The sequence below is a fragment of the Microbulbifer celer genome (genome assembly GCF_020991125.1).
GTDB lineage: Bacteria > Pseudomonadota > Gammaproteobacteria > Pseudomonadales > Cellvibrionaceae > Microbulbifer > Microbulbifer celer.
Genome location: NZ_CP087715.1, coordinates 1,918,017 through 1,943,161 on the forward strand (window position 1 = coordinate 1,918,017; position 25,145 = coordinate 1,943,161).

The following is a 25,145-nucleotide window of genomic DNA, read 5'->3' on the forward strand; positions in this document are numbered from 1 at the left end:
GTAACGCAGCGTAGACGGCTTTGCGCTATCGCACGAGCAATGACTCCATCAGGGATAGCGTCTGCTCCGCTGCCAGATCCCAGCTAAACGACTTCCCGCGCTCCCTGGCACGGCGCTGAAGGTCAAGAACCAAGCCGCTATTATTGGTCAGCTCACCAAGCGATACGGCCATTTCTTCGATACTTTCAGGGTCTACCAGCACCCCAGCCTCGCCTGCGACCTCCTCCATTGCACCGCGATTAGATGTCATAACCGGGGTGCCCTGACTGAAGGCTTCAACAATTGGCAATCCAAATCCTTCATAAAGTGAGGGCATCAACAAAGCCCTGGCATCGCGATACAAGCCCGGCAATTCTTCGTCATCTACGTAGCCCAGCACCTCTACGTTCTCGTCCAGCCCCTCGCGCTTGATCAAGCTCTCCAGCTCAGGGAGTCCCCAGCCCTTTCCACCACAAATTTTGAGTGGCAGCGGACGCTGCACCTGGGATCGATAGAGGCTATATGCGCGCAAAAGTCGGGAGAGATTTTTTCTGGGCTCGATAGTTCCCACAAACAGAAAGTAATCCCCAGCGCTGGTTGGGATATCTGATGAATCGAGAAAAGGAGCCTCGTGGATCACCTTCACTTTGCTACTACAACCCGGAAATGACTGCCTGACCTCATTCGCTGTACTTTCAGAAACCGCAATAACAGCATCCGCCGCCCTCAGGGACGGTGGCATCAAAAGTCCCTCAATCCGGCGGCCAAGCCGCGACATGGTCTCGGGAAACGTTTTCCAGACAAGGTCATGAATGGTCACCACTTGGGCAGTAGATGAGCCAGTCAAGAGGGGCAGATGGTGTCGGGGCGACCAGAACAGGTCGACCCTGTCTTTTTTCGTCCAAAGGGGAAATACTGCCTGCGAATACAGCGATCCCAAACTGGACAGACGCACATTGCCACAACGCACGGTAACATTCGGTAAAACCCCGAAGTCACGGAGGAGTGGTTGATGACTGTATAGGTACCACTCGTGCTTACTCTGAACCAGACGTTCCACTATGGCCTGGGTATAACGGCCAATTCCCGTAGTAGGAATTGAAAGTGGACGAGCGTCCACTGCGATTCTGGCCATTATTCAACCACACCTCTCTCCCTAAGCACTTCATGGTAGAGCTTCTGGTAAGCTGCCGCCATCCGCTCTCCGGTAAACAACGCCTCATAGCGGCGGCGCCCCGCCCGCCCCATGCGCTCAGCAGCAGCTGGCTCATACCACAAATCGTCCATTGCCTCACGAAGTGCATCAGGGTCGGCAGGAGACACTACATGACCAGTCTCACCATCCTGATTCACAAAACTCGTACCAGTGCCTATTTCACAGGAAATCAGTGGTTTCCCATACATCAACCCCTCAATCAAGGTGACGCCAAAGGCTTCTGAGCGCAAATGCGAAGGGAAGACGACAGCCCGGCACAGCTTCATAAGCGCCACTTTCTCTTCATCGCTCACAAAGCCAGCAAAAACCACATTCTCGGCCCCCAACTCTTGGGCCAAAGCCTGGAGTCGCCCGAGTTCCGGCCCCTTTCCCGCGATCACGATCCGATACGGCCGCCCCACGGCAGCACGAATCAGGTGGTCCAGGCCCTTGTAGTAACGCAGCACGCCGACAAACAGCATGAAATCCCGACCATAGCGTTCGCTCGCGGTACCTAGCTCTGCAGCGGAGACCACTGGGTAACCCCGCTCCGAGATCCCAAGGGGAATCACCTCTACTTTTTCCCTGTGCGCGGCCAAGACGGAACTACTTTCTACATAGTTCTCGGAGGTCGCAACAATTCGATCAGCACGAGCGAGAAAGCGGTTCATCAGGGGGCGATACAAAGCGCCGAGAAACCGTTGGCGGACTATGTCAGAATGATAAGTGACTATAAGTGGCCTGGATCCCCCTGCCAGCAAATAGGCCAAATCGCCAAATGGCCAAGGGAAATGGAAGTGTAAAAGGGACGCCTTCAGTCGGTATAAAGCCCGAACCAGACCAGGACCTATGCAGCAGGAAGCGACTGAAAACCAACGCCTCTCCGCTATCACTGGAACCCCCTCGGTGAGGCACTTATGAGCGGGACCATCTGCGAGCGTCAAAACCCCGCAACCATCTACATTTTGAGCAACTTCTAGGACCACCTGTTCCAGTCCCCCCTGGGACTCGGGAAAGAAGGTCCTGTAACATTGGAGTATGCGGAACTGTGGAAGCAATGGAGACTCTCTTAAGAATCGGGCTAAACGCTCGATAATAACCTGTTGTTTTTTAAAGCATTACTGTATATTACCGCCCCCAACAGCCCCGGTGTCAACGTGAGAGTACTACTCTGCACTATGCAGTTCGGCCCTGGATACAATCAAGGGACCGAGAAATACATTCGCAACCTGGCTCGCGACCTGAGTGAGCAAGGCTGTGACGTTGTTGTAGCAGGCGGAAATCCTGAGCGCATAGTAACTGATCAGGCTCAGGCTCACGACGAAAACTTCCAGACCGTGACGCTCCCGACATTTGGGTGGCGCACAATTGGCGGCGACTCGATTGCCAATTATTTGAAGCTTCTCTCGGAACTGAAGCCAGATGTGTTGCACATGGCAAACCCTGCTCATATCGGCATCAATATTCTCCATGCGGCACGAGAACTCAGCATCCCCTACTTTGTGTCTGTCACGGATTTCTGGTGGCTTTGCCCCAAGCACACTCTGACCCTCAAGTCGCGCGAATTTTGCAATGGTTTTGAAGACTCTCGAAACTGCATGCGCTGTATAGCAGAAACGCACCCGAACAACCTTATCCGCGCTGCCTCACAAATCTCACCTATCCGTAACGGCGTAGCAGAGATACTGAGGCAAAAACACTCTGCATCCTCGAAGGCGGAGACTTGGGATAACCGTGAGAGAAAGCTTCGTGAAGCACTAGTCAACGCAACGTGTGTAATCTGCTTATCAAGGACCGGCCAGAAGCGACTGAGGGAATATTTTGACCTGGATAATTGCCACTATATTCCCGCCGGCCTCGCAGAAACTTGGTTTGAGAAAAAACGAGTCGTGCGAAAAGAGAACGATCGGCTTGTAGTTGGCTTTCTGGGGGCAATCGCCCCTCACAAAGGGCTCCATACACTCAGCCGCGCACTTCACGAGCTGGCTGATTCAGAAATAGAGCTTCACGTAGCAGGAAGAGTTATCGAGCAGCGCTATGCTGATAAAGCGCTAAGGCAGTACGCAAATACTCATTACTTGGGCGAACTGAACGAGCCTGAGAGCCGTGACTTTCTCGACGGTGTCGACCTTGTCGCAATTCCAAGCAACTCGCCCGAAAACCAGCCACAAGTGCTCCTAGAGGCGGCAGCAAGAAAAAAACCAACTGTCGCATCCAATATTCCAGGGTGTGCGGAGTTACTGCCTAAGGCAGCTCTTTTCCCCATAGACGACGTTGAAGAACTAAAAATTCTATTGAGTATGGCCAAATACGATATGGATGTTATTGGCCTACCAGAGCCTGGCCTGTCCGCAAAAGCCGTCTCCGCACAAGTGTTAACTGAGTATCGAAAAGTATTGTAAGACTGTGATTTTTTTAGAAAAGCACCATCGTGACATCGTCTTTTACAAGGCGCTGTGCAACCTCCGATCAGAGGCATCAAAAACTTACCTGAGTTTTCTCTGGTGGGTAATCGAGCCACTTTTTTCCATGGCAATTTACTATTTCATTTTTGGGGTAGTTTTTCAGCGCGGCACTGAGGACTTCGTTCCCTTTCTGTTAGTGGGGCTCGTAGTGTGGCAGTGGTTTGCTCAATGCGTCAGCCATTGTTCAGTGGCGATCAGTCAGGATCACGCGCTAATCAGCCAAGTGAACTTCCCGAAACTGGTACTTCCATCAGTGAATGTCCTTATGGATACATTCAAATTCAGTATCATTTTCTGCATATTACTTATAGCTCTATGGTCGATGGGATACCCCCCTACCATGGCTTATATCTACTTACCCGTAATTCTAGGATTACAGCTGCTCTTGAATTATTCATGTGGCCTGGTTGCCAGCTCACTCATTCCATTCGTCCCCGACCTTTCCAATCTGATTCCACATCTCCTGCGCCTGGGGATGTATGGCTCTGGAATCCTTTACGCTGTTAGTTCGCTGCCCGAGAATATTCAAAGTGTGCTGGCATACAACCCAATGGTCTGGATCATTCAGAGTTACCGCGATGTGCTGATGTACAATCAGGCTCCCGATGCCAGCAGCCTGGCCATCTACGCAGGCAGCGTCTTCTGCTTGTACGCATTGGCCCGACTTCTAATAAGCAGACTCAACCCGGTATTCGCCAGAGCGCTGATGCAACGATGACTGATAGTAAGACTGTAATCAGCCTGAAAGATGTTCGAGTGACTTATCGCTCGGGGATCCCCTTTACACGGGCAATCAGCACCCATACGCCACTTAACGGCATTAGCTTTGACCTGAAGGAAGGTGATTCTCTTGGTGTTATTGGTCGGAACGGCGCAGGAAAAAGCACGCTCTTGCGTTTACTGAACGGGATTATCAAGCCGGACGGCGGAGAAATAATCAACTATGGATACCACACAACCCTACTCTCATTAACCGTTGGGTACGATCAAAACCTGACAGGACGTCAGAATGCCGTAATCAGCGGTATGATGATGGGCTTGGAAAAAAAGCACATTGTCAGCAAGCTGGATGAAATAAAAGAATTTTCGGAGCTGGGGAGCTTTTTCGACCAGCCTATCAAGAACTATTCCTCGGGCATGAAACAGCGACTGGGGTTTGGGGTCGCCATTCACTTGAAGTCCGACGTTCTTCTTATTGATGAGATACTTGCAGTTGGCGACACCAAGTTCAAGAAGAAGTCAGAAGCCGTTATGATTGAGAAAATTCAATCTGGCGATACAGTCGTATTGGTTTCACATTCGCCCTCTACTGTAAAACGTCTATGCAACAAAGCGGTATGGATAGAAAACGGGAAAGTGGCAAAGTACGGCGAAAGTATTGAAGTTGTAGATGCCTACGAAAAATTGCAGAGCTAATGCGTATACTTATCTACGAAGCAATGCCGGATATCGTCCGAGCCGATGTGATCATCCGTATTGCCCGAGATTACGAAGCTCAAGGGCATACCGTATTTCTTTTGCTTGATGAAAATGTCCATCTCCTCAAAAGAAATGAAATCGTACAACCGCACATTGTAAACTGCCTGAACGTAATTCGGTCTAAGCTACCGAAAACCGGAATTCCTTTCTTTGCCACACCAATAAACCGCCCACTAAGTAAGAAGTTCCTGGAATCCCCCTCAGATAAAATCCTTGAGGAGATAGCTGCGTACAAGTCCAACTTTCACGAAAAAGCGCTTAAGAATTTTCAGCCGGACACCATTATCATCTGGAATGGGCTGATGGACTATCAGCGCAATTTCATTGGTCTCGCCAAGAACGTCAACCCAAGGCAAAAATTTTCATTTTTAGAATCCGGCTGGTTCCCGCAGAAAAACACCTACTATTCGGATCCTGAAGGGGTAAATGCCGCAAGTTCACTATCCAGAGTATCTCCTCCTCCCCTGACCCCAGAGCAAACAGCCAAGATCAAGAAGTGGAAGGAGCAGTATCGCGACAGCTACGGAGCACCGAAAATCTGTGACAAGGGGTACTATTTCATTCCCCTGCAACTAGAAACCGATACCAACATCACCCTATTTTCCCCCTTCAAAAGTATGGAAGAGCTTTTGCTGTGGGTTCTCGAAAATACCGACTCTGAACGGACAATTATTGTTCGACCACACCCGCTCAGCGACTGCGATCATAAAGAGTTCAGCAAGCTGAGTGATCGAATACAAGTCGATGGAAAAACCCCGCTTCAGAGTCTTCTCGCAGAATCCCACGCAGTGATTGGAATCAATAGCACCGTATTACTGGAAAGCCTGATTTTCGAAAAGCCGACCATCGCTTTGGGCCAAGGAGTTTTTCAGCATAGCAAAGCAATCTATTTGCAACCGCAGGATACCCCCATCCCTAGAAAACTGGATAGCACCTTCTCTCCAATAGAGAAGCAGGAGGCATTCCTGTACTACCTAAAGGAACGTCAGCGCCCTATTCCTACAGCCGGCGTCAGTATAAACCGCACACTACAGACAACCGGTATTGAAACCACTAAGTACAGTGAACTAGAACAAGTTGTAAGCTCAGTAAAAATACGCGCAAGACAATATCTAAACTTATTGTCTTCCTGCTTACCGTGGCGTGGCGTGACAACTAGCCTCTCTAAAAGAGAATGACTAGTGGTGCATGCGGAAAGTTCTATAACGGTTCGCTTCCCCGAAACGCCCTGCTCTGTGCTGAGAAAGCTTGAAACAGAACCACTATTCCTGCTCCCCCCTTGGGCCTGCACACTTTGGCTATGCTCCTTTGTTACCAGACTTTCCGCATGGACCACCAGGAGATCAAAGCTCAGTAGCATGCTCTTTTCGAGCACGCGTTAAACCTTCAAGACAGGCATCAATACACTCAAAATCTAGGTTTCCAATCTGCTCCAGAGGAAGCTCCCACCACCGTAACTCCAGCAACTGAGAGATTATCTCAGCTCCGAAGCGGTAGCGGATTGTCCGCGCGGGAACGCCTCCGACAATTGCATACGCTGGAACATCCGAAGTAACGACCGCTCCCGCAGCTATCACCGCACCATCACCTACTGTGATTCCACTGCCAATTGAAGCTTTGGCGCCTATCCAAACGTCATTGCCAATTTCTGTCTTAGGGTGAAACTGCCAACGCTTTCTGCTTACCTTTGCATATGCCGGATCTTTCATAAATAATGAAGAAGCATACTGAAACGGATGTGTGCTGAGGAAGTCCACTGGGTGCTTTGCTGTTCCCACTTCCACCTGCCGTCCAATACTACAAAATCGCCCAAGAATAGCGTTAGAATAAATAACGGTTCCCACATTTATATAGGTATACCTACCGATAGTGGTTCCACCGTACACTGTCGCGTAATCAGCGATATCTACGGGATGTTCCAATTGAGCAGACTTCGCTACCCCAGCTGTCGAAGCTACCCGACCAAAATCAGCAGCGTTATCTGACATATCTCTACCTGCTTTTAAATCTCATTTATTTTGTACAGCATGACCTCTTTATCAAAAACGGGATCAGACCAGCACTTCCCAATCAGTGTCAAGAAACCCTTTTAAACAGCGTCTTAAAAACCACTCTAACATCAATCAGAATCTGAGCGGGTCTTTCTAGAATTTTAAATATGTTTCTCTTGACGAAATTCCTTTCGACCAAATACTTATACTCTGGATAGGTTGTTCTCACCACATTTCCTTGTGGACGAGCGCTGGCACACCCACTGAAAGCCTTAGATAGCTTCTGCGCCGAAGCAGCTGTCAACTTCTCTTCAACCAGGCAGCCGTGAATACAGTAGTTCATGAAATTTATAAATTTGTCATACTCGTTCAGACTTAATTCAGCTGAATAATTCTCATCCAGAATATAGCTTGCAACATCTTCAGCCTGAGAGAATTCATAAGAGAAACCTTTCGAAGCGAAAAAGGCCGAACTACTAACTATTGGCTTTTTTCCGAGAAAGGCTGCCTCTAGTGCAGATTGGGAGCATATTGAAACAAAGGCTATGCAGCCTTCTATCAACATACTTAAGTTCTCTGACTCTATTAGTTTAATTCTTTTTCTGTTTTTTTCTGAAAGCTCTCTAACAAAACCTTGAATTACTTCTTCTGTAAGAGACACCTCTCGGGATAGCTTTACCTTTTCCCACGGATGTACTTTGACAAAAACATCTAAATCCGTTTTATTTAGGAGATCTTTAATTATTGTTAGATAGATATCGGTACTTGCTACTTTCGGGTATCTACTATTCAAGAGAGAGTAATCATTTATCACCTGGCAAGCGATCAAAACATAACCGCAGCTATTCAGCTGACTAACCGCATGACTCGGCTGCTTTACATTCTTGTTACGCTGGGAAACATTAGATAGATAACCTGAGGATACTTTCCATTTGGCGGCATCAACAATATCGGCTTTTTCCCTGAAAAATTTGACATCTGATTTGTTTGGCAACGGAGAATACCGGTTTTCGAGGTAGTAATGCGCCCCTGTAAAGAAGCTTTCCACTAACAGCGGCTCGGTCGGCAGTAGCTCACAGCACTTGGTCAAGGCTCTTGTTGAAATACTTGCCCCAGAAAAAATAATGACGTAACGGTATTTGTCCGTCGAAGATAAATTCATCCATAAATCGATCCAATACATCGCAAGAGCGTAAGACGTAATCAGCAATGAATGATGGTTCTTGTACACAAATCTTATGAGATCTTCAACATTTAGATACTTATAACTTGACAGGCCGTCAAAGATTAATTCATCAAGAAGCTCGTATTCAACGACATTATTTACATTTATACCGTTGCATTCAAAGTCAACCATCTCATCTTCATCGAGATCTCTCAGACTGTCGATGTACGGAGCCAGCTCTTCCCGCTGAATACAATCCCTAATGCGTACATTTCTTAAGTTTTTAGATTGAGAAAATTCTTTATAGCGGATCTGACATTTATCCAGGTATTCAAATAAGCTGGAAAAATTCTTTCTGTGAATATGAACCGGATCCGAGATTAAAATATCTGCTTTCATTTTTTTCAACAACCGCTTGATAAACCGAGTGATAATTGCTTACAACATCCTGCCACGACAACACAGAAGTAAAGGAAAGTGATTTTTTTAAGGCGAAAAAGTCAGATATATCCTCGGCAGCAACATCCAGATCCTGATCAATGAACAGACCGTTTTCTCCAAGGGACGGCCGAACATAGTCAACAGCCATACCAACACGGGTCGAGAAGATAGGTGTTTGAGTGTACACAGCTTCAGGTATACAGGCGGGTCCACCTTCAAAGTTCGAAAGTATCAACAGGGCGTCAATTCTGGCATAGGCATCTGGCATAAGGCGGTAGGGTAAAAACTCATAGCAGTCGACCTCAAAGCCCATTGACTCGAGTTTTTTGGCATCAACCAAACGATCCTTCCCCACGAGAAAAAAGCGGAAACGTTCGGGAGGCAAGCGCTTCGCAATTTCATACAACCGAAACTCGCCTTTCACTCCCCGGCCATAGCGGCGGGAAAAGAACCCTAAAGTTACCTTTTCATCCCGCAAGCGAACCCGAACCTTGTCATTGAATACCTCGGTATTAATACCATGTGGAATTACAACAGTATTGTCGATTTGGTGCCGACTACTTAGAAGCCTTTCTTGCTCGGAGTTTAAGCACACCACAGCAGCAGAGTCACGATAAGCCGCGATGAACTGCTCCAGGTTAAGCCACCCATCATGATCTTTCGGGTCGTGATGTACCGTGCAGACAGAGTTTTGCGGGATAGATTTTGAGATATGAGGGCGATGATGATGATACACATCACACCCTTCGATGGGATCAGGAGAGACGAAATGCTCTACAGAAGGCGGCGCGTATTTCTTGAAGTATCCAATAAAGGCGTCGAATATTGAGCTTTGGACTGAATTGCCCATCACATGGTTGATCTTCATGCTTCGTCGAAAATGTAATGTATGTCATTACCTTATACTAACCAATCATGAAAAACTGATGACGGAACGATTACTATATCATTACTCGGCTCGTTGGACTTAGATATGAATTAAGTGAACCAAGCCGAGAATAATGTATTAGAAAATTAAATTAGTATAGCTGCCTCCTCCTGTGTGGATTACCTTCTGAAAGGTTCAGACGACAGCTACCCTAACATATAGAGACCGCCTGAGAGCCGTGCTTGTGCTAAAGGTGGGGAAAGCTGATTGCTTACTTAACCTACCAAGAATATATTCCACCTGGGCATGGAGGCCCCCCAAAAATTTTAGGACGCTGTGGATTCAAAGTTTCTGTCAGGCTATAGTGGCAGTCTGCTCTGGGCTAAATACTTCCATCATTGTTAGCACCCTCAAATATGCTTTGTGATCTCGGTAAAAAGATCAGAAGGAGTAAGCGTCTTCCATTCACTCATAGAAAAGCCAACTTCAGGTGACCTACTCAAAGCAGTCTCGGTGTAACCCTCATTTGCGCCCCCCCCCTCATCATCATCAGAAAGAAATATATATGAAGAAGGTTTACCCACGACATACTCTAAATCATGCTTTTGCACAACTAATATCGTTGCAGGAGTTTTACTAAACAAGGCCTCACTAGCAATAGCGGAGACATCGCAAATAACGGACTTGTAACGAGAAAGATTCAGTGTTGAGGCAATTTTTACATTGACACGCGAAAGATTTTTATCAAACTTAATCCTCCGTGCCGTATAATGTCTTTCAACTACCGACCCTTCTTGCAATTCAAGACTTATATCAATACTAGGAAATTGAGATTGCAAATACTCCAAGAGGGAATCCAATTTCTCATACATAGACCGGTCTCTAATACCGGTAGATGGATGGGGCCTAATTATCAGTGACTCAGGATTTTCAGCCTGCACAATCTCCTTCAATGCCGCCTTTGTCTTTTCGACTGGTAAGCTGGAATACTTTTCTCCATCTAACACACCTTCCCAAGTCGGAGCATAAAGTAATCCGCTGCTTAAAGCATCATTATTTTCTCCTGAATGAATTGCATATGGCATACCGATTTTTAAACACTTATTTTTTGCATCTTGTTCGTGCAAAACTCCCGAGTTAGCAAGCTTGGCTACAGACCTCGGCCCCGCTACCAACAAATAATCATACATTCGAAATAACGGGTGTTCACAGGCCTTCTTCTCACTTTGCCCATGCCCCACAAAGACATGCGTTGCAGAGCGATTCAACATCAGAGCACAATTACTAATTGAGTTAAACACATAAAATATGCGACTTACATTTATTGGTGCCAGCTCACTAACAAAGTTTACTCCACAGAACGACACACCCATTTCGCGCAACTTCGACGAATAAAGACGACGGGATCTCTTATATCGAATATATACAACAGCAACCTTTTTTACATCAAAAAACCCGCAATCAAACCAACGCTGAACTTGAAATACACTACTCTCGTCTTCATTGTCCACAAAAACGATATTTTCATACCGTTTACATAGATTTTCCAACTGAACTTTCGCGCTCACTCCGAATACGCGCCCTGTGAAATATCTCCCCTTGTCGCAAACGAGCGCAAAATCCGTTATATGCAGCCTTCTTGCTATAAACCAGGCAACCGAACCCAAATAATTGATAAGCCGTCTTGCAAAATAACCTTTCACCTAAATAACCTATACTTTAAAAAATTCTCTCTATTAAGTTTCTCGAGGAATTCCCATCATCCATTGATGTGTATTTTTTTATAAGTGACTCGAGCTCTAGATTTCCGACGTTATTAGCGCTCTTAAACTGGTTGATTTTCGACTCCAGCTCCTCCTGAGTTTCACAGTAAAACTCTCCAAACTCTTCTTGCAAATTTAAATAGATCCCTCTATATTCCTGATACTCTATGAAATCGTAACAATACAAAAACACTTGCCTGCCTAAATTCATATAATCAAATACCGAAGAGGAGTAATCTGACACTAGAATATCCGAGGCAATATACAAATCTTCTACGATTGGATATTTGTCGGCAGTCAGCACTCTGTCTTTCAGGTCAGTTCGAAGCTCCTGAACTTTCTTCTTAAAATAGTGAGAGCGCACAATCAGATATGAATTCTCCCCTGCAGCACAAAGCAAACTGTCCACTTCTAAACTGGGCACGTGATTACGATCGTAGTCACGAAATGTAGGCATATACAAAATGACGAAGGCGTCCGAAGGAATACCCAAGCTCTCCCGAACTGCTATACATTCCTCAAAAGAAGAGTTTTTCAAGCGATCATTTCGCGGATAACCAATCTCTAGAAGTTGGTAATTAAACGGGAACGCTCCGCGCCATATTTCACTAGAATAGGTGTTCGACGAAATTACATAATCCCATCTTGCGCACCTATGAGCAAACAACTTGGGGGACATATCATTTGCTTTCGATTCGCGAATGAGGTCATACCCCATTTTCTTAATAGGAGTACCGTGTTTAGTTTGTATATGTATCTGCCCCTGTCGTTTTATTAAAAAATTGGGGAAATTGGCATTATTGATGAAATACTTAGCTACCGCCATAGTGTAGTAATACTTTAGAGAGTTCGGACTAATAACTTGATAACCCGGCACAATTTCCGCACCATTCTTCACAATCCAATATTGCTCAATATCGGGGCGCAGTTGCATTAGCTCGTCTGAAATAGCTTTTGGGTTACATGCTATTTGGCTATCCCAATAAGCAGAAAAAACGGCCACATTCGTTTTGATAGGCAACCTAATGAAAACATACTGATATAACTTTGGATAAAGAAATTTCTTGATTCGTGATTCCTGTTTTTTAACCCACGAAGTCACACGTGTCTTAGTCGACACCGCCTTCCTCACTAAAGGCCTTACTTTTTTAAACAACCAGAGAAATCCGGAGCTTCCCCGCATAAGGACTGGGTATCTCCAACGTAACCTTGGATCTCTTGAAAAGTCAAAATCACTTAAATCATATCGCAGTGCATTCGCGTGTCTAATGATTTCTTCTCTTGCCTGTAGTGCAAATGTAGTCCGTAAATGCTGAGGAAGCCTATCTACCCTCTCAAACGACATGTTTACAATGTGTTCTACGAAGCGGAAAAAGCACTCCCTTCTACACTCCTCATTTAAAATCGAACCCTCAGACTCAACCTGTCTTGAAAATAGTTCAGCATAGCGCTCGAATATCTCAAAGTGCTTATCAGTTGAAGAGTTAAGAATTGAGCCTGGGCGCTGGTAATAATAGTAGCCACAATAGTTTTCTAAAGTAATCTTTGCTTTTAATGACAGAATAAAGTAAGTCCAAGGTATATCCTCATAATATCCCTCTCCAAACGCAATACCTTCACGGCGAATAAAATCAAGTCTATAAAGCTTATTCCATGCAACATTCAAGTTCTTGAAAATCTCAATCCGATCAGTATTTGTTAGCTGCTTATCAGAGTAACTTTCAAATAAGTCTGTTCGCCAATTCATTCGAGTATAGCCGGATGGCCAAACCCGCTTATGGTTAAAAATGACAACATCAGAACTGTGCTTTTGCGCATTGAGCAACGAGCGCTGAATAAGATCTGACTCAATCCAATCGTCACTATCAACAAACAGAATATAGCTTCCAGAAGCTGCGTCAATTCCAGTGTTTCGCGCGGCCCCCAACCCTTTATTCTGTTTGTGTGTGATAACTTTAAAAGTTACGTCGCCATTCTTCTTCGCAACTTCGTGACAAATAGCAGCGCTATTATCAGTTGAACAGTCATCAACAATAATTATCTCTAAGTTCTTATAGCTTTGAGCAACAATCGAATTCAAACACTTTCGAACTTGCCCCTGAACATTATATACAGGAACAACAACACTCACGACAAAATCGTTCTTTTTCATAATCATCTATCTTAATCTACTGTAGAAGAGCAATCAGTTGGCAGCGGTTGATCTAACTACATCGATTATCTCAGATGTTGAAATGCCCTCAGTTCTCGGAAAATATTGAATTTTGCAGAGATTTGAAAACTGATCAAATCGACCTCTCCAGTCATCCCCCATTACCAATATATCGGCGTTAAATTGAGTGATGTATTCACCTTTTAGCTCTAACGATTCCTCCAAGAAAACTTCATCGACACAGTGGAGTGACTCCACAATTTTCAACCGGTCATCCTGGCTATAAATAGGGGGACGCCCCTTTTTGCTGATGTTTAGCGCGTCTGAAGATACACCTACAATTAAGTGATCTCCCAGCTCTTTTGCTCGCTCCAGAATGTTTACATGCCCAATATGGAAAACATCAAACGTTCCAAAAGTGATGACTTTCATATTTACCCCTGACTCAATTTAATATTTGTTTCAAAACTTAAGACTTATTCCGCCCAACCAAGTTTAGATCGGCAGGTCTCATAGAAGTTGTGATCAATTGGATGTATCAGCGTGAGCCTGTGCGGCTTCTTATGTATCCGTATAACATCCCCAGGCTCAGTAACTACCTGGTCATGCCCATCACAGGTCACATAAGAATGCTCGGAGTTGTGCTCACCAATGATTATTTTGAACTCACTACTCCCCTCAACCACAATTGGGCGGCTGCTGAGCGTATGTGGGTTAAGCGGCACCACCACTATCGCATCCAGCTTGGGATGCATAATCGGTCCACCACCCGAGAGAGCATAGGCGGTCGATCCGGTAGGAGTAGAAACAATCAAACCATCAGAACGCTGGGTATAAACAAACTGCCCATCAATGAAAAGATCAAACTCGATCATGCGGATGTATTCACCGGGGTGAATTACCACATCGTTGAGAGATGAACCTTTGCCGATGGGCTTGCCATCTCGGGTGACAGACATATCCAACAGGAAACGGCTTTCGGCCATATATTTGCCGGAAAGCACTTCACCTACTTTCTGTTCAATTTCATCCGGGGTGATATCCGTGAGGAAGCCCAGGCGACCGCGGTTGATCCCCAATAGGGGAACACTGAATTTGGCCAACGCCCGTGCAGCGGCCAGCAGACTGCCGTCACCGCCCACCACGATGACCAGGTCGCAGAGCTCGCCCAGCTTGTCTTTACTGGATACGCGAGCCTTGTGATCGGCAACATCATTGGCTGTATTTTTTTCGAGCACCACGGAGTAACCCTCACGCTCTAGGAACGCCATCAGACGCTTGAGCGAGAGGACTGCGCTATCACTTTCGGTACGGCCGATCAGGCCGATGTTCTGAAATTCCGACACCGCTCCCCCATGGTGCCCGAATCTGGGCCATTGCAGTTGTATTTGTATTTGGTTTGCTGTTGGTGGCAAAGCCGGTCATTTTTTCACCACCTCAGGCTCCTAACTCATTGATAATCAACCAGGAACCTACAAAATGACAGGCAATTATGCCTGAGCAGAAAGTGCGAGTCGAACACCGCTAGCCGCCAACCTTGACTGTATGGCCAATAGTCATATTATCCATGAAACAGTCGAGCTCGCTTCGTTTTTTGATTGTTATTTAACCACCCCTCTCGCTCCCTGCAACCCACCCGTATGCAGCAGAAGGACTCCCTTTTTGGCGCCCAAACCTTTTCCTGACGTAGTCATGCGAGATTGCTCTGCCAGTGCATAAGCAATCTTCGCGGTGTACACATGCTCCAGCACAAGGCTCTCCTGGCTCTCAAGAGCACACTGGAATACCTCCAATATAGAGCTGCTTTTTCCGTAGCCACCGTGGTGGGCTCCTTTGATCAGGCTAAAACGATCATTCTGATTATTAGTAGAGGCCCATTGATTAGCCTCTTCCCTGATCGCAGGCTCCGCCTTCAATACAGGGACACCTACCAACTTGGTAGGTTCTTTCATGCCAGAGGCGAGCGCTCCCAGTGTGAGCCCTGTCCCACAGGCAACCCAACATTCTTCAAAGTCTATCGGCTTGGTTTGCTCAATAGCCTTGCCAAGTAACTGAATACCTCTCGCCCCCTGTAAGTTCGCCCCACCCTCCGGCACAAACCACCCCGCAACATCTCCCAATCCAATCCCTGCCAGAAAGCCGGCATCATTCCGCTTCTTATAATCAAGCCGCGAAACAAACCGCAGCTCCATCCCAAACCGCTCCGCATCCTGCAACATGGCGCTCAGCACCGGCGGGCGGTGGCCGCGGATGATACCGACGGTTTTGAAACCGAAACGCAGCCCCGCCGCGGCGGTGGCGTGTATATGATTTGACCAGGCGCCGCCGCAGGTGATGATGGTATCGAGTCCGCGGTCTCTTGCTTCCAGCAGGTTGTAGATCAGTTTGTAGGCCTTGTTGCCAGAGATCAGTGGGTCGATGAGGTCGTCACGGCGGATCCAGAGGTCGATGCCGGGGAATAGGTCGGAGTTAATCTGCTGGTAGGGGACATTGCGGGCGGCTTCGATAAAGGCTTCGAGACTCAGTTCGGTGAGGTAACGGATCATGTGGGTGAGAGGCTATGCGGGCTGAGGTAGTTTACCCGCAGCCATAAACTGAGAGCGCTCGAAGCTTTTGGTTTCCACCCGGTCCCCAGACTTCACCAGAAAGGAGACGCTGTCAGGGGTAGATTCGGCGGTCACTTCCGCTTCGATTGTCGGGGGACGGCGCAGCAGGGCCTGGGGCTCGAACAGCGCGACATTGACGCCTTCGGAGCTGTCGATGGGCAGGCTGGCAATACCCGCACTCAGTGCTCTGGCCGAGGGGGCTTCCACGCCTTGAATACTGCACTCACGCATTTGCGCTCCCAAGTGCTGACAGAATCGATACTCGGATGTATGCGTCAGTTCCGGCCAGTGTTCTTTCCATGCTTCAGCCTGCAGGCGAACGCCAGGGTCTGCACAATATTTCGCCGAAAAGATCTGGTGATAGCTGGTCACCGCTTTTTCGGGCGCCTGCTCCATATCATTCAGAAACAGCAGGCGATAATAGGCGGCTTCGGAGAGAACCGTGGAAACGTTTTTGCTGCCGTAGAAAATGCCACTCTCGGCAGTGCCGCCAAAGCGGGACCCCCAGGGCAATGGCGGATAGCGGAACGGGGTTGCCAGCAGGTAGTGCAGGTGCTCGCTGCCCGGCAGGCGAGCGGGCTTACTTTGCTCAAGGAGGTTTTCCAGGATCTCCTGCTTGTGCAGGCTATCTACCAGACTTCTGGTGGCGACTTCTTCCTGGGACTCGATGATGCGATACAGGCGGCCGATCAAGCGGGTTGCCGACAGGCGGATTGTATCGCGCAGATCGATCACACCTTACCTCGCATGGCGTCCAGGTAAGTGACGATACGTACCAGGCCATCAATGCGATGGGCCAACTCTTTTGGCACGCCGTTCAGTGCGCGATTGGCGGTTGCAAACCAGGTCCTGGCGCCCTCTTCTCCGCCCATAAGAACAAAAGCCGCGCGGTAGGCCCGTACCAGCAAAAGAGCAAGCTGGCCTTCAGCACTTTGCGGGGCGAGACCGTTGCGGCGACGCAGGGTGCGATCATCCAAGTGGATGATTTCGCTGAGCTCTTTCTTCTTGAGGCCCAGATGATGGGCGGTATTGAGGGTTGCCTCAAGCAGGACCTGATCTTCAGTGGCCTGAGGGGTATGGGCTGGATTTGCCATGTTGCCTCCGGGTGAGTTATCGGGGACATATGACCCAAATATATTCCACAATCGGACAAATAGCAATATCAAGCCGAGCTTGAGCCCGACAGACTGCCAGACACAAAAAAGGCCCTGCTCTTTCGAACAGGGCCTTTCATTGTATGGCGGACCGGACGGGACTCGAACCCGCGACCTCCGGCGTGACAGGCCGGCATTCTAACCAACTGAACTACCGGTCCGCGGTAGTGCATCTCTCGCTTGTGCTCTTACCAGGTAAGAGTGAGAGATGGTGGGTGGTACAGGGGTCGAACCTGTGACCTACGGCTTGTAAGGCCGTCGCTCTCCCAACTGAGCTAACCACCCGATTTGCTTGGAGTTTTTGGCGTTTGCCGTTCCCCCCTGAAGCGAGGCGCATGATACCCGAGTGCGATTTAGTGTCAACAAAAAATACGCCAAAAATTTAATTTTCTGTCATCTTTATTTTGCTACTCGGTTTCTGCACCATCTGCGGACACGGAAACCGGTGTTGGACTTACCTCTTCCTCATCCGGTTCACTCGAATCATCGGCGATGATGTCCGTAGAAGAAAGCCGATAATCTGACGGCACCTGATGGCCGGCAATAGTTACCGGGCCACCGTGAGGCAACAGCTGGTCTTTCGGTCGCCCGACACCCGGAACGTTGTAATTACAAACACCATCCGGGAAAACACGCCGCATATCCTCGATGCGATCAACTACTTCACCGGTACGGATGCCGTAAGTGTTTTTGGCAATTGCACGTTCCAATGGCTGCAACGCGCACTTGAACACATCACCAGTTATCGGCGCGCCAGCCATCTGTCGCGAAGTGCTGTAAATGGGATACAGGTCCATGCAGGCCCCATTCGGCTTGTGATTCCAACTACCATCCCAAACGCTGTCGCCTGCCGCCAGAACATTTCCCTCCTTATCGAAACAGCGATCCGTAGCCTCGATAGGCTTGTTAGCTGCAACGCCTTTTTCCGGGTGCTCGATAATGTTCAGCATCCAGTGATCGATAATGTCCAGCGCTTCATCGACCGGGTCAAACTTTTTATGACTCATCCAGATCAGCTGATTATCCGAATGTCCACGGGCCCGGCGGATACGCTCCCTGCTGGAGAAGGACGCCAGGCTGTGGTGCATATCCAGCTCTTTCTCCAGGTAATGACGCAAGTCAACGATGGGGATTTCCACATCCCCCAGAAACACATGACCGGAGCGATAGATCCCTTTGATGGCATCTACACTGGCAACACTTCTCGGAGCGGGACTGTCCAGACTGCCGAGGTTCATGTTGTGCTCACTCCACACAGACAACTCCATCGGGAACACATCGCCATTCATAAACCAGAGCTTCTCCCCGCCCTGATCTTGCGGCTCTTTCCAGCCGCCGATGGTGGCATTGATACGCAGAAAGTCATCTACTGAGATCTTTCCCTGTTGCAGAGCTTTCAAACCATACTGGACGCCCTGATTATCCCAGGCCCTGTTGGCATAGCCGTTAACGTCCGTCCCGTAAAAGTCTTTCAGGTCTTCCCAGTGCGTCCAGTGGGTATTTCTTGCGATAGGTTCAGCGAAGCTTTTATCGAAATGGATAAAATTGGGGTTATTCACCAGCGGCACCAGCCCACGCCACCCCTGCACACATTCCGACGCGCCTTCAGCCAGTCCCCTATACCTGCCATCAAAAAGCGCCGCGATAGATTCCAGTGTTTGGAAACGGTGCTCAAACTCTTTATTGCTCGCCAACCCCAGAATCTCGGAACGCTCCGTAACATCCCGCCAGCGCTCGTCCTCAGCCGCGATGACATCGAAGTAATACTCCAGCGGCTCACAGTCAAACACATAGATCGTTTGGCTAACCATGTCCGGGTAGGAGTACAAAGGTAAAGCAGCATCGATCACACCCGGCGCATTTTGCGCGATCAGGTATTGCTGAATCGCCCCTCCAGATCCGCCAACGCCGACTGTATAAAGCGGCTCATCGTACAGGGCCGAAAACTGCTTTTTGAGGCGTCTTGCGGTGTCTTCCGCAAGCCAGATATTGTAGTGATTGCTGGTCTGGTTAGCCGAGGAATAAACCACGGCGTAGCCTCTGGCCAGCTGGTCTTCGCGTCGCTCTACTATGTCACTGCGACTGATATTCCCCTGGCGCCGGCCGATGCCTACACCGCCACGGAACTGATAAATCAAGCGACGATTCCAATTGCTACCGTTGGGCTTTTCAGCCGTTTCGTTATCACCCCTCAGTACCGCAATGGCGTAAAAGAAACGATTGATAGTGCCGGTTTCCAGGCGCACAACAAAATCGGTGCTCCTGCCATTGACCGTCACCTGATCAATATCACCCTGCGCCTCTTCTAAGGGATGAAAAAGGCCGTCGCGCGTACTGCGATAAAAATAGGCCACTGCAGTTTTATGACTACAGTCGCGACTGTAACCAATGACCTCATCGGTTTCATTCCCCTCATCATCTATCGCAAAAATGGGCACCCCCTCTTTGCCCTGGTTGTCCACCAGCGGCTGAAGACCGGTTACCTTGTTTTCCCCACAGAGAAATGGATAGGTAGACGGACCGGAAAACAGGGTTTCTACCGGGCCGGATTCGCCTACGGTGATTGGAAAGGGAAAGTACTCTGCGGGGCGCCCGGCTTTGCGGGGATGAACACCGCTATAGGCAGGCGCGGGCTTATGGTCGAGCGCCCCCTGAGGCACACCGACCACCGGCGCTTTTGGCGCGCCGGGAATTCTCGGGAGTTTCTCATAGGCATACCAGCCCCCCAGAACCAGTAGTACCGCAAAAGAAATGGCTACGCCCTTCCATATACGAGTCGAGAGTTTTCCCTCTCTCCAGGCCATACACGCCTCCATACGCTGTATTCTTGTGCCAAACCCACTATTCGGATAAGCACAGCATCAGTATATGTGGCGTCTGGAAAAGCGCGGCCAAGATGGCGGGGGAGTAGACTTGATATGAGAAACCATCGGTCGCACGAAACGCGGAAGCCGGAGCGATGAAACGATGTGAAAAGCGGTCGGGGGGGTGCAAATGAGGTGCGCCAAGGGCAAAACCAGGGAAACCCTGCCCTCAACGGATCAACTGGCAGCATTTTATTGCTGCCAGTCAAAACACAGGCGTTAACAGGCGTTAAACGATGATACCGCGCTCCTGCAGAGATTTGATGACCGCCTCTACTTCGTCTTCCAGAGTCATCTGATCTGTCCGCAGGTGCAGCTCCGGCTCTTTCGGCGCTTCGTAGGGGTCGTCGATACCAGTAAAGCCGCGAATTTCACCAGCGCGGGCTTTTTTGTACAGACCTTTCGGGTCGCGCTCTTCAGCCGCTTCCAGGGAGCAATCAACGAACACCTCCATGAACGCCAGATCACCCTCTTCATGCATCTTGCGCACCATGGCGCGATCTTCAAAGTAAGGGGAGATGAAGCTGCTCAATACCACCACACCGGTATCCGCAAACAGCTTGGAAATCTCGCCCACACGACGGATATTTTCCTGGCGATCTTCAGCGGAAAAGCCGAGGTTGGAGTTGATGCCGTGACGGATATTGTCGCCATCCAGGCGGTAGGTCAGCACACCGCGCGCCATCAGCGCCTTCTCCACGGCAACCGCAACGGTACTTTTACCAGAACCTGAAAGACCGGTGAACCAGAGGGTCACGCCTTTGTGCCCCAGCATCGCAGCACGGTCACCGCGCGTCACATCGCCATCATGCCAGGTAATATTGGTTGCTTTGCGCTCTACCACTTCAGTCACTTTATTCCCCTAAAACGTTAAACACTGTGAATTTGCGGTCATATCCCTGCCGCAAATGAAAAGTCAGGGCGCATTATCCAAGATCGCCCCACTACCCGTAAAGGCGCCAGATAGAACAATAAAGTTCCAGAACCAAAAAACCCGGCATAAAGCCGGGTTTCGGGGACCATCGAGGGTCAGATATGGGGTGGCCGACGGGGATCGAACCCGCGACCTCAGGAGCCACAATCCTGTGCTCTACCAACTGAGCTACGGCCACCATTGATAAAGTTTCAATTGATGCCTTGTGGCGACATCAATCTACTCGCCAGACATAACGTCCGACATGCTCGAAATCGCTTTCGCGGTTTCGACACCCACCAGTTTTGCCAGTGGGCCTGAGTAGTCTTGCGACTATAAGCTCGACCTGGAACATCCAAGTCTTCAGCGCCCATCAGAATAATGGCACGCCCGGCAGGACTCGAACCTGCGGCCATCCGCTTAGAAGGCGGATGCTCTATCCAGCTGAGCTACGGGCGCAAAAAACCCGGAAATCTGGTCGGGGCAGAGGGATTCGAACCCCCGACATCCTGCTCCCAAAGCAGGCGCGCTACCAGACTGCGCTATGCCCCGTTTCTCTTCAAAGGGTCACCCCCCGTCAGAGAGCGCGCATATTACTGCCGTCTTTCGAGGGAGTCAACGCCGCTAAGCTATTCTTTTTTAAAGTAGTTTAGCCTTTGAGCACACAGCTCCCGAAAAATGGGACAGGACATGCTCAAACCACGCAGAAAACGCGAGCTAGTGGTGGCCAGAAGGGGAAATTATTCGCCGCCTGTGCGAAAATGCCGCCCCATTACCGAGGTCGCCCCTCTTCTGCGACCAGCGATTCAACCCTGTAAATCGAGCTTGCCGGGAAGCAAACGCCTCCCGCGCCAAGCTCAATGTTCAAACCGAGAAGCTTGATATGTCTGCACTGGTTCTGGATGGCAAGGCCCTGGCCCAGAAAACTGAACAAGAACTGTCTGCGCGGGTAAGCGCCCTCAAGGAGAAGAGCGGTGGTCAGACACCGATTCTCGCCACAATCCTGGTGGGTGACGACCCCGCCTCTGCCACCTACGTAAAGATGAAGGGCAATGCCTGCCGCCGCGTTGGCATGGACTCAATGCAGGTAGAACTCCCCTCCTCCACCACTACCGAACAGTTGCTGGCGAAGATTGACGAGCTCAACGCCAACGCGAATGTGCACGGCATCCTGCTGCAACACCCGGTACCGGAACAGATCGACGAGCGCGCCTGCTTTGACGCCATTGACCTGGATAAAGACGTCGATGGTGTGACCTGTCTCGGCTTTGGCCGCATGGCCATGGGAGAAGAAGCCTACGGCTGCGCCACCCCTAAAGGTATCATGCGCCTGCTTGAAGCCTACAACATAGACCTCTCCGGCAAACACGCGGTAGTTGTAGGCCGCAGCCCAATCCTCGGCAAGCCGATGGCAGCCATGCTGTTGAATGCCAATGCCACCGTGACTATCTGTCACTCCCGCACCGAGGACCTGGCCGGACATATCGGTCGCGCAGATATCGTGGTCGGTGCCGTGGGTCGCCCGGAATTCATCAAAGCGGACTGGATCAAAGATGGTGCGGTAGTCGTGGATGCCGGTTATCACCCCGGTGGCGTTGGCGACATCGAGCTCGAGCCGCTGAAGGATCGCGTCGCCGCGTACACGCCGGTTCCCGGGGGTGTAGGCCCCATGACCATCAATACCCTGATCTATCAATCAGTCGATTCCGGCGAGCGCAAGATTGGCTAATTCGAAATCACCTTCCAAGTCATTGCGGCTGGACAAGGCTATCGCCCAGGTGACTGACCTCTCACGAACGGATGTGAAAAGAGCGGCTCGCGAGGGCCGCATCTCCGTCAACAACGAGGTGGTCACCGATACGGCGAAAAAAGTGCTCGAATCCGACACCCTTTATCTGGATGACGAGCCTCTGCTGGAGCCCGGCCCGCGCTACTTCGCACTGAACAAGCCGTTGGGCTATGTCTGCGCCACTAAAGATGGCGAACATCCCACGGTCCTGGATCTGCTGGAAGAGCCGAACAAACACAAGCTGCATATTGCCGGGCGACTGGATATCGACACCACTGGCCTGGTATTGATTACCGACGACGGCCAGTGGTCGCACCGCGTTACTTCCCCCCGTCATCAGTGTGACAAAACTTACTACGCACTGCTGGCGGAACCGATCGAAGACAACGCGGTAGCGAAGTTCGCCAAGGGGATCTGGCTCAATAACGAGAAAACCCGTACCAAGCCGGCAAAGCTGGAAATCCTGTTTCGCAATGAGGTGCGCGTCACCATCAGTGAAGGCCGCTACCATCAGGTAAAACGCATGTTTGCCGCCCTCGGCAACCGTGTGCTGGAACTTCATCGCGAACGAGTTGGCGATATTGTGCTGGAAGAGGACCTGCAGGAAGGTGAGTACCGCGTGCTGACCGATGATGAGATTCGTTCTATTTCACCCGATGCGGCTTGAAACGATCGTCAACCGATCCTGGAGCCGCACCCATCAAACCCAGCTTTAAAGCCCCAATACGGCCGCTTGCTTGATGACCACACTCCTCGCGCAGCTGATCGGCGATTCGGACTCAGATACCCTCTGGATTGCCGACGAAAACAGTAAACCGCTACTGCAGACGGGTGTCACCTTTCCCGGTCTGTTGTTGACCAATCGCTGGGATATCGCGCATCACGCGACCAGCCTCGGCGTTCGCGCGGTCTTCAATGATTTCGACCTGGCAGAGCCGGGGATAATATATTCCCGCATTGTTTACCCGGTCTCGAAAGAAAAGGCCGCGGTGCACCACGTCATCAACCAGGCGCCATCGGTATTGGTGTCAGGTGGATCACTTTGCCTGCTGGGGGAGAAAAGCAGCGGCATCAAGACCTATGCGCAAAAGGCTGCGCAACGCTTTGCCACCACAAAGCGCTTTCGCAAGCACGGCAGCGAGTACCTGTGCACCACCGCCCTCGGCACGTCACACCCGGATACACCGACGCTGGATGACAGCGACTATCAAAATCTGCAACAGCCCGCCGCACTGCACGGTCTGTTTTCAAAGCCAGGCCTGTTTGGCTGGAACAAGGTTGATACCGGCAGCGCTTTGCTCGCCTCTTTACTTGCAGAAGAAGCACTGGAGCCGGGGATGCGGGCCGTGGATCTGGGAAGTGGCTACGGCTACCTGAGCGCTCAGCTGGCCAAGGCGGGAGGCTTCCAGATTACGGCGACTGATAATAACGCCGCCGCACTGCGAGCCTGCCGAAAAAACTTCCAGGACCACAACATCGCACCACCGGAGCAGGTGATAGCTGGCGATGCGGGCTCTGAACTGAATAGTGGCAGTGCCGATCTGATTATTTGCAACCCACCGTTCCACCAGGGGTTTCAGGTGGAGGGCGATCTTACCGATCGATTTCTGCAACAGGCAGCAAGAATCCTCGCGGCCAACGGAAAGGCGCTGTTTGTAGTGAACGAGTTTATTCCACTAGGAAAAAAAGCCCAGCCATACTTCAAGCGCGCAACGGTACTTCTCAGGGAAAAGGGGTTCTGCGTTTATCGGCTGGAAAAATAGCGGGCAGCAAGAGACCGGGCTGCACGCCGGTCAGTAATCCCGTAAGTTGAAGAGATTCATCGACAGGGTATGCTCTTCCAGCTGCTCAAGCTCCAGCAATCGTTCAAATGCATTCTTGGCAGACGGTGTATCGGCTCCCTGCAACAGATCCTGATATTGATCTGCCAGATACATTTCGATATCCATCGCCAGCTGACCGATGGCTTCCACATCCCCGATATCAATATTGCGCAGACGCTGGAGAAACTCCTGCTCGCGCCCTGGCGGCGCAAACTGCACCCAGGTATGTAGCGCACCTTCGCTAATATCGTCCTGAAAGTTCTCCAGGGTGTGGATCATGGAAACTTCTCGCCGCTTCAATTGATCCAGCAGCAGGACTGCGCGCGCGTTACCGGACAGCTGCTCATACATTTCATATTGCTGGCACAGCTTCTGATGAAATTCCCTCCCCTCGTGAATCACATCTTCCAAGGTTTTATAGCGCATCAACTCTTCCCGGGAAAAACCGCCTAAACTCAGTATAGGCACAAGGACTAATAACCCGCCAATCGAATTTTC

At 49.7% G+C, this 25,145-nt stretch carries 22 protein-coding genes and 5 tRNA genes; 7 read left to right on the forward strand and 20 right to left on the reverse strand.

All coding sequences use genetic code 11. The annotated features are described in order from the left end of the window. Positions 1-25 precede the first annotated feature (25 nt). Together LPW13_RS08025 and LPW13_RS08030 are read right to left on the reverse strand one after the other, a co-directional pair. The gene (locus tag LPW13_RS08025) at positions 26-1,114 is read right to left on the reverse strand and encodes a glycosyltransferase family 4 protein (protein ID WP_230438918.1); all 1,089 of its coding nucleotides are present in this window, start codon (positions 1,112-1,114) and stop codon (positions 26-28) included. Then, positions 1,114-2,232, reverse strand: a complete 1,119-nt coding sequence (locus LPW13_RS08030; protein WP_268932692.1) for a glycosyltransferase — start codon at positions 2,230-2,232, stop codon at positions 1,114-1,116. Before LPW13_RS08030 ends, LPW13_RS08025 begins: the two co-directional genes overlap by 1 nt. A 45-nt stretch (positions 2,233-2,277) precedes the next feature. Here LPW13_RS08030 and LPW13_RS08035 point away from each other — a divergent pair, with 45 nt between their 5' ends. Genes LPW13_RS08035 through LPW13_RS08050 form a run of 4 tightly spaced genes read left to right on the forward strand, consistent with a single transcriptional unit; the run spans position 2,278 to position 6,296 of the window. Next, on the forward strand, positions 2,278-3,576 hold the full coding sequence (locus tag LPW13_RS08035; protein ID WP_230438919.1) for a glycosyltransferase: 1,299 nt from the start codon (positions 2,278-2,280) through the stop codon (positions 3,574-3,576). 4 nt (positions 3,577-3,580) lie between these two features. After that, positions 3,581-4,357, forward strand: a complete 777-nt coding sequence (locus LPW13_RS08040) for an ABC transporter permease (protein ID WP_230438920.1) — start codon at positions 3,581-3,583, stop codon at positions 4,355-4,357. Further along, positions 4,354-5,055 (forward strand): ABC transporter ATP-binding protein, encoded by a 702-nt coding sequence (locus tag LPW13_RS08045; RefSeq protein ID WP_230438921.1) that lies wholly within the window; start codon positions 4,354-4,356, stop codon positions 5,053-5,055. Before LPW13_RS08040 ends, LPW13_RS08045 begins: the two co-directional genes overlap by 4 nt. Next, positions 5,055-6,296, forward strand: coding sequence for a capsular polysaccharide export protein, LipB/KpsS family (locus LPW13_RS08050; protein ID WP_230438922.1), 1,242 nt, complete (start codon positions 5,055-5,057; stop codon positions 6,294-6,296). The genes LPW13_RS08045 and LPW13_RS08050 overlap by 1 nt, the downstream gene beginning before the upstream one ends. A 165-nt stretch (positions 6,297-6,461) precedes the next feature. Here the strand turns inward: LPW13_RS08050 and LPW13_RS08055 are convergent, their stop codons facing one another. From LPW13_RS08055 to LPW13_RS08135, 17 genes are all read right to left on the reverse strand, one after another. Further along, the gene (locus LPW13_RS08055) at positions 6,462-7,106 is read right to left on the reverse strand and encodes a CatB-related O-acetyltransferase (protein ID WP_230438923.1); all 645 of its coding nucleotides are present in this window, start codon (positions 7,104-7,106) and stop codon (positions 6,462-6,464) included. Between the two features lie 88 nt (positions 7,107-7,194). Next, the gene (locus LPW13_RS08060) at positions 7,195-8,673 is read right to left on the reverse strand and encodes a capsular biosynthesis protein (RefSeq protein WP_230438924.1); all 1,479 of its coding nucleotides are present in this window, start codon (positions 8,671-8,673) and stop codon (positions 7,195-7,197) included. Further along, on the reverse strand, positions 8,606-9,583 hold the full coding sequence (locus LPW13_RS08065; RefSeq protein ID WP_230438925.1) for a glycosyltransferase family 4 protein: 978 nt from the start codon (positions 9,581-9,583) through the stop codon (positions 8,606-8,608). Before LPW13_RS08065 ends, LPW13_RS08060 begins: the two co-directional genes overlap by 68 nt. Positions 9,584-9,993: 410 nt before the next feature. Then, positions 9,994-11,286: a hypothetical protein gene (locus LPW13_RS08070; RefSeq protein WP_230438926.1), complete on the reverse strand. Its 1,293-nt coding sequence runs from the start codon at positions 11,284-11,286 to the stop codon at positions 9,994-9,996. A 16-nt stretch (positions 11,287-11,302) separates the two neighbouring features. Then, complete coding sequence (locus tag LPW13_RS08075; RefSeq protein WP_230438927.1) at positions 11,303-13,498, reverse strand: bifunctional glycosyltransferase/CDP-glycerol:glycerophosphate glycerophosphotransferase; 2,196 nt, start codon at positions 13,496-13,498, stop codon at positions 11,303-11,305. A gap of 33 nt (positions 13,499-13,531) precedes the next feature. After that, the gene (locus tag LPW13_RS08080; protein WP_230438928.1) at positions 13,532-13,930 is read right to left on the reverse strand and encodes an adenylyltransferase/cytidyltransferase family protein; all 399 of its coding nucleotides are present in this window, start codon (positions 13,928-13,930) and stop codon (positions 13,532-13,534) included. A 44-nt stretch (positions 13,931-13,974) separates the two neighbouring features. Continuing rightward, on the reverse strand, positions 13,975-14,844 hold the full coding sequence (locus LPW13_RS08085; RefSeq protein ID WP_230438929.1) for an NAD(+) kinase: 870 nt from the start codon (positions 14,842-14,844) through the stop codon (positions 13,975-13,977). A gap of 255 nt (positions 14,845-15,099) precedes the next feature. Continuing rightward, positions 15,100-16,044, reverse strand: coding sequence for a 1-aminocyclopropane-1-carboxylate deaminase/D-cysteine desulfhydrase (locus LPW13_RS08090; protein WP_230438930.1), 945 nt, complete (start codon positions 16,042-16,044; stop codon positions 15,100-15,102). Positions 16,045-16,056: 12 nt separating this feature from the next. Then, complete coding sequence (locus LPW13_RS08095) at positions 16,057-16,839, reverse strand: RES family NAD+ phosphorylase (RefSeq protein WP_230438931.1); 783 nt, start codon at positions 16,837-16,839, stop codon at positions 16,057-16,059. Next, on the reverse strand, positions 16,836-17,198 hold the full coding sequence (locus tag LPW13_RS08100; RefSeq protein WP_230438932.1) for an antitoxin Xre/MbcA/ParS toxin-binding domain-containing protein: 363 nt from the start codon (positions 17,196-17,198) through the stop codon (positions 16,836-16,838). The genes LPW13_RS08095 and LPW13_RS08100 overlap by 4 nt, the downstream gene beginning before the upstream one ends. A gap of 144 nt (positions 17,199-17,342) precedes the next feature. Then, positions 17,343-17,419 (reverse strand) — tRNA-Asp (locus LPW13_RS08105). Positions 17,420-17,467: 48 nt separating this feature from the next. Next, positions 17,468-17,543, reverse strand: a tRNA-Val gene (locus LPW13_RS08110). Positions 17,544-17,665: 122 nt separating this feature from the next. Next, positions 17,666-20,062, reverse strand: a complete 2,397-nt coding sequence (locus LPW13_RS08115; RefSeq protein WP_230438933.1) for a DUF6351 family protein — start codon at positions 20,060-20,062, stop codon at positions 17,666-17,668. A gap of 289 nt (positions 20,063-20,351) precedes the next feature. After that, the gene (gene cysC / locus LPW13_RS08120) at positions 20,352-20,966 is read right to left on the reverse strand and encodes an adenylyl-sulfate kinase (RefSeq protein WP_230439174.1); all 615 of its coding nucleotides are present in this window, start codon (positions 20,964-20,966) and stop codon (positions 20,352-20,354) included. Between the two features lie 192 nt (positions 20,967-21,158). Beyond that, positions 21,159-21,234, reverse strand: a tRNA-His gene (locus LPW13_RS08125). 183 nt (positions 21,235-21,417) lie between these two features. After that, positions 21,418-21,494, reverse strand: a tRNA-Arg gene (locus LPW13_RS08130). 16 nt (positions 21,495-21,510) lie between these two features. Next, positions 21,511-21,587: transfer RNA gene (locus LPW13_RS08135), tRNA-Pro, on the reverse strand. Between the two features lie 331 nt (positions 21,588-21,918). Between LPW13_RS08135 and folD the strand changes: the two genes are divergently transcribed. The 3 genes from folD (at position 21,919) to LPW13_RS08150 (ending at position 24,587) form a co-directional block, all read left to right on the forward strand. Beyond that, positions 21,919-22,764 carry a bifunctional methylenetetrahydrofolate dehydrogenase/methenyltetrahydrofolate cyclohydrolase FolD gene (gene folD, locus LPW13_RS08140; protein ID WP_230438934.1) on the forward strand — a complete coding sequence of 282 codons (846 nt, stop codon included), beginning with the start codon at positions 21,919-21,921 and terminating at the stop codon, positions 22,762-22,764. Continuing rightward, positions 22,757-23,491: a 16S rRNA pseudouridine(516) synthase RsuA gene (gene rsuA, locus LPW13_RS08145; RefSeq protein ID WP_241292373.1), complete on the forward strand. Its 735-nt coding sequence runs from the start codon at positions 22,757-22,759 to the stop codon at positions 23,489-23,491. The genes folD and rsuA overlap by 8 nt, the downstream gene beginning before the upstream one ends. Before the next feature lie 73 nt (positions 23,492-23,564). Beyond that, complete coding sequence (locus LPW13_RS08150) at positions 23,565-24,587, forward strand: methyltransferase (protein WP_230438935.1); 1,023 nt, start codon at positions 23,565-23,567, stop codon at positions 24,585-24,587. Between the two features lie 30 nt (positions 24,588-24,617). On the opposite strand, the gene LPW13_RS08155 is transcribed toward LPW13_RS08150, so the two are convergent. Continuing rightward, positions 24,618-25,073, reverse strand: a complete 456-nt coding sequence (locus LPW13_RS08155) for a hypothetical protein (RefSeq protein ID WP_230438936.1) — start codon at positions 25,071-25,073, stop codon at positions 24,618-24,620. Positions 25,074-25,145: the final 72 nt, after the last annotated feature.

Excerpts from the sequence above, each read along its gene's own strand:
- LPW13_RS08060 (WP_230438924.1), bottom strand. The coding sequence starts at position 8,673 with ATGAAAGCAGATATTTTAATCTCGGATCCGGTTCATATTCACAGAAAG.
- LPW13_RS08150 (WP_230438935.1), top strand. The coding sequence starts at position 23,565 with ATGACCACACTCCTCGCGCAGCTGATCGGCGATTCGGACTCAGATACC.
- LPW13_RS08100 (WP_230438932.1), bottom strand. The coding sequence starts at position 17,198 with ATGGCAAATCCAGCCCATACCCCTCAGGCCACTGAAGATCAGGTCCTG.
- LPW13_RS08065 (WP_230438925.1), bottom strand. The coding sequence starts at position 9,583 with ATGAAGATCAACCATGTGATGGGCAATTCAGTCCAAAGCTCAATATTC.
- LPW13_RS08155 (WP_230438936.1), bottom strand. The coding sequence starts at position 25,073 with ATGCGCTATAAAACCTTGGAAGATGTGATTCACGAGGGGAGGGAATTT.
- LPW13_RS08045 (WP_230438921.1), top strand. The coding sequence starts at position 4,354 with ATGACTGATAGTAAGACTGTAATCAGCCTGAAAGATGTTCGAGTGACT.
- LPW13_RS08080 (WP_230438928.1), bottom strand. The coding sequence starts at position 13,930 with ATGAAAGTCATCACTTTTGGAACGTTTGATGTTTTCCATATTGGGCAT.
- LPW13_RS08115 (WP_230438933.1), bottom strand. The coding sequence starts at position 20,062 with ATGGCCTGGAGAGAGGGAAAACTCTCGACTCGTATATGGAAGGGCGTA.
- LPW13_RS08075 (WP_230438927.1), bottom strand. The coding sequence starts at position 13,498 with ATGAAAAAGAACGATTTTGTCGTGAGTGTTGTTGTTCCTGTATATAAT.
- LPW13_RS08050 (WP_230438922.1), top strand. The coding sequence starts at position 5,055 with ATGCGTATACTTATCTACGAAGCAATGCCGGATATCGTCCGAGCCGAT.
- folD (WP_230438934.1), top strand. The coding sequence starts at position 21,919 with ATGTCTGCACTGGTTCTGGATGGCAAGGCCCTGGCCCAGAAAACTGAA.
- LPW13_RS08025 (WP_230438918.1), bottom strand. The coding sequence starts at position 1,114 with ATGGCCAGAATCGCAGTGGACGCTCGTCCACTTTCAATTCCTACTACG.
- LPW13_RS08090 (WP_230438930.1), bottom strand. The coding sequence starts at position 16,044 with ATGATCCGTTACCTCACCGAACTGAGTCTCGAAGCCTTTATCGAAGCC.
- LPW13_RS08055 (WP_230438923.1), bottom strand. The coding sequence starts at position 7,106 with ATGTCAGATAACGCTGCTGATTTTGGTCGGGTAGCTTCGACAGCTGGG.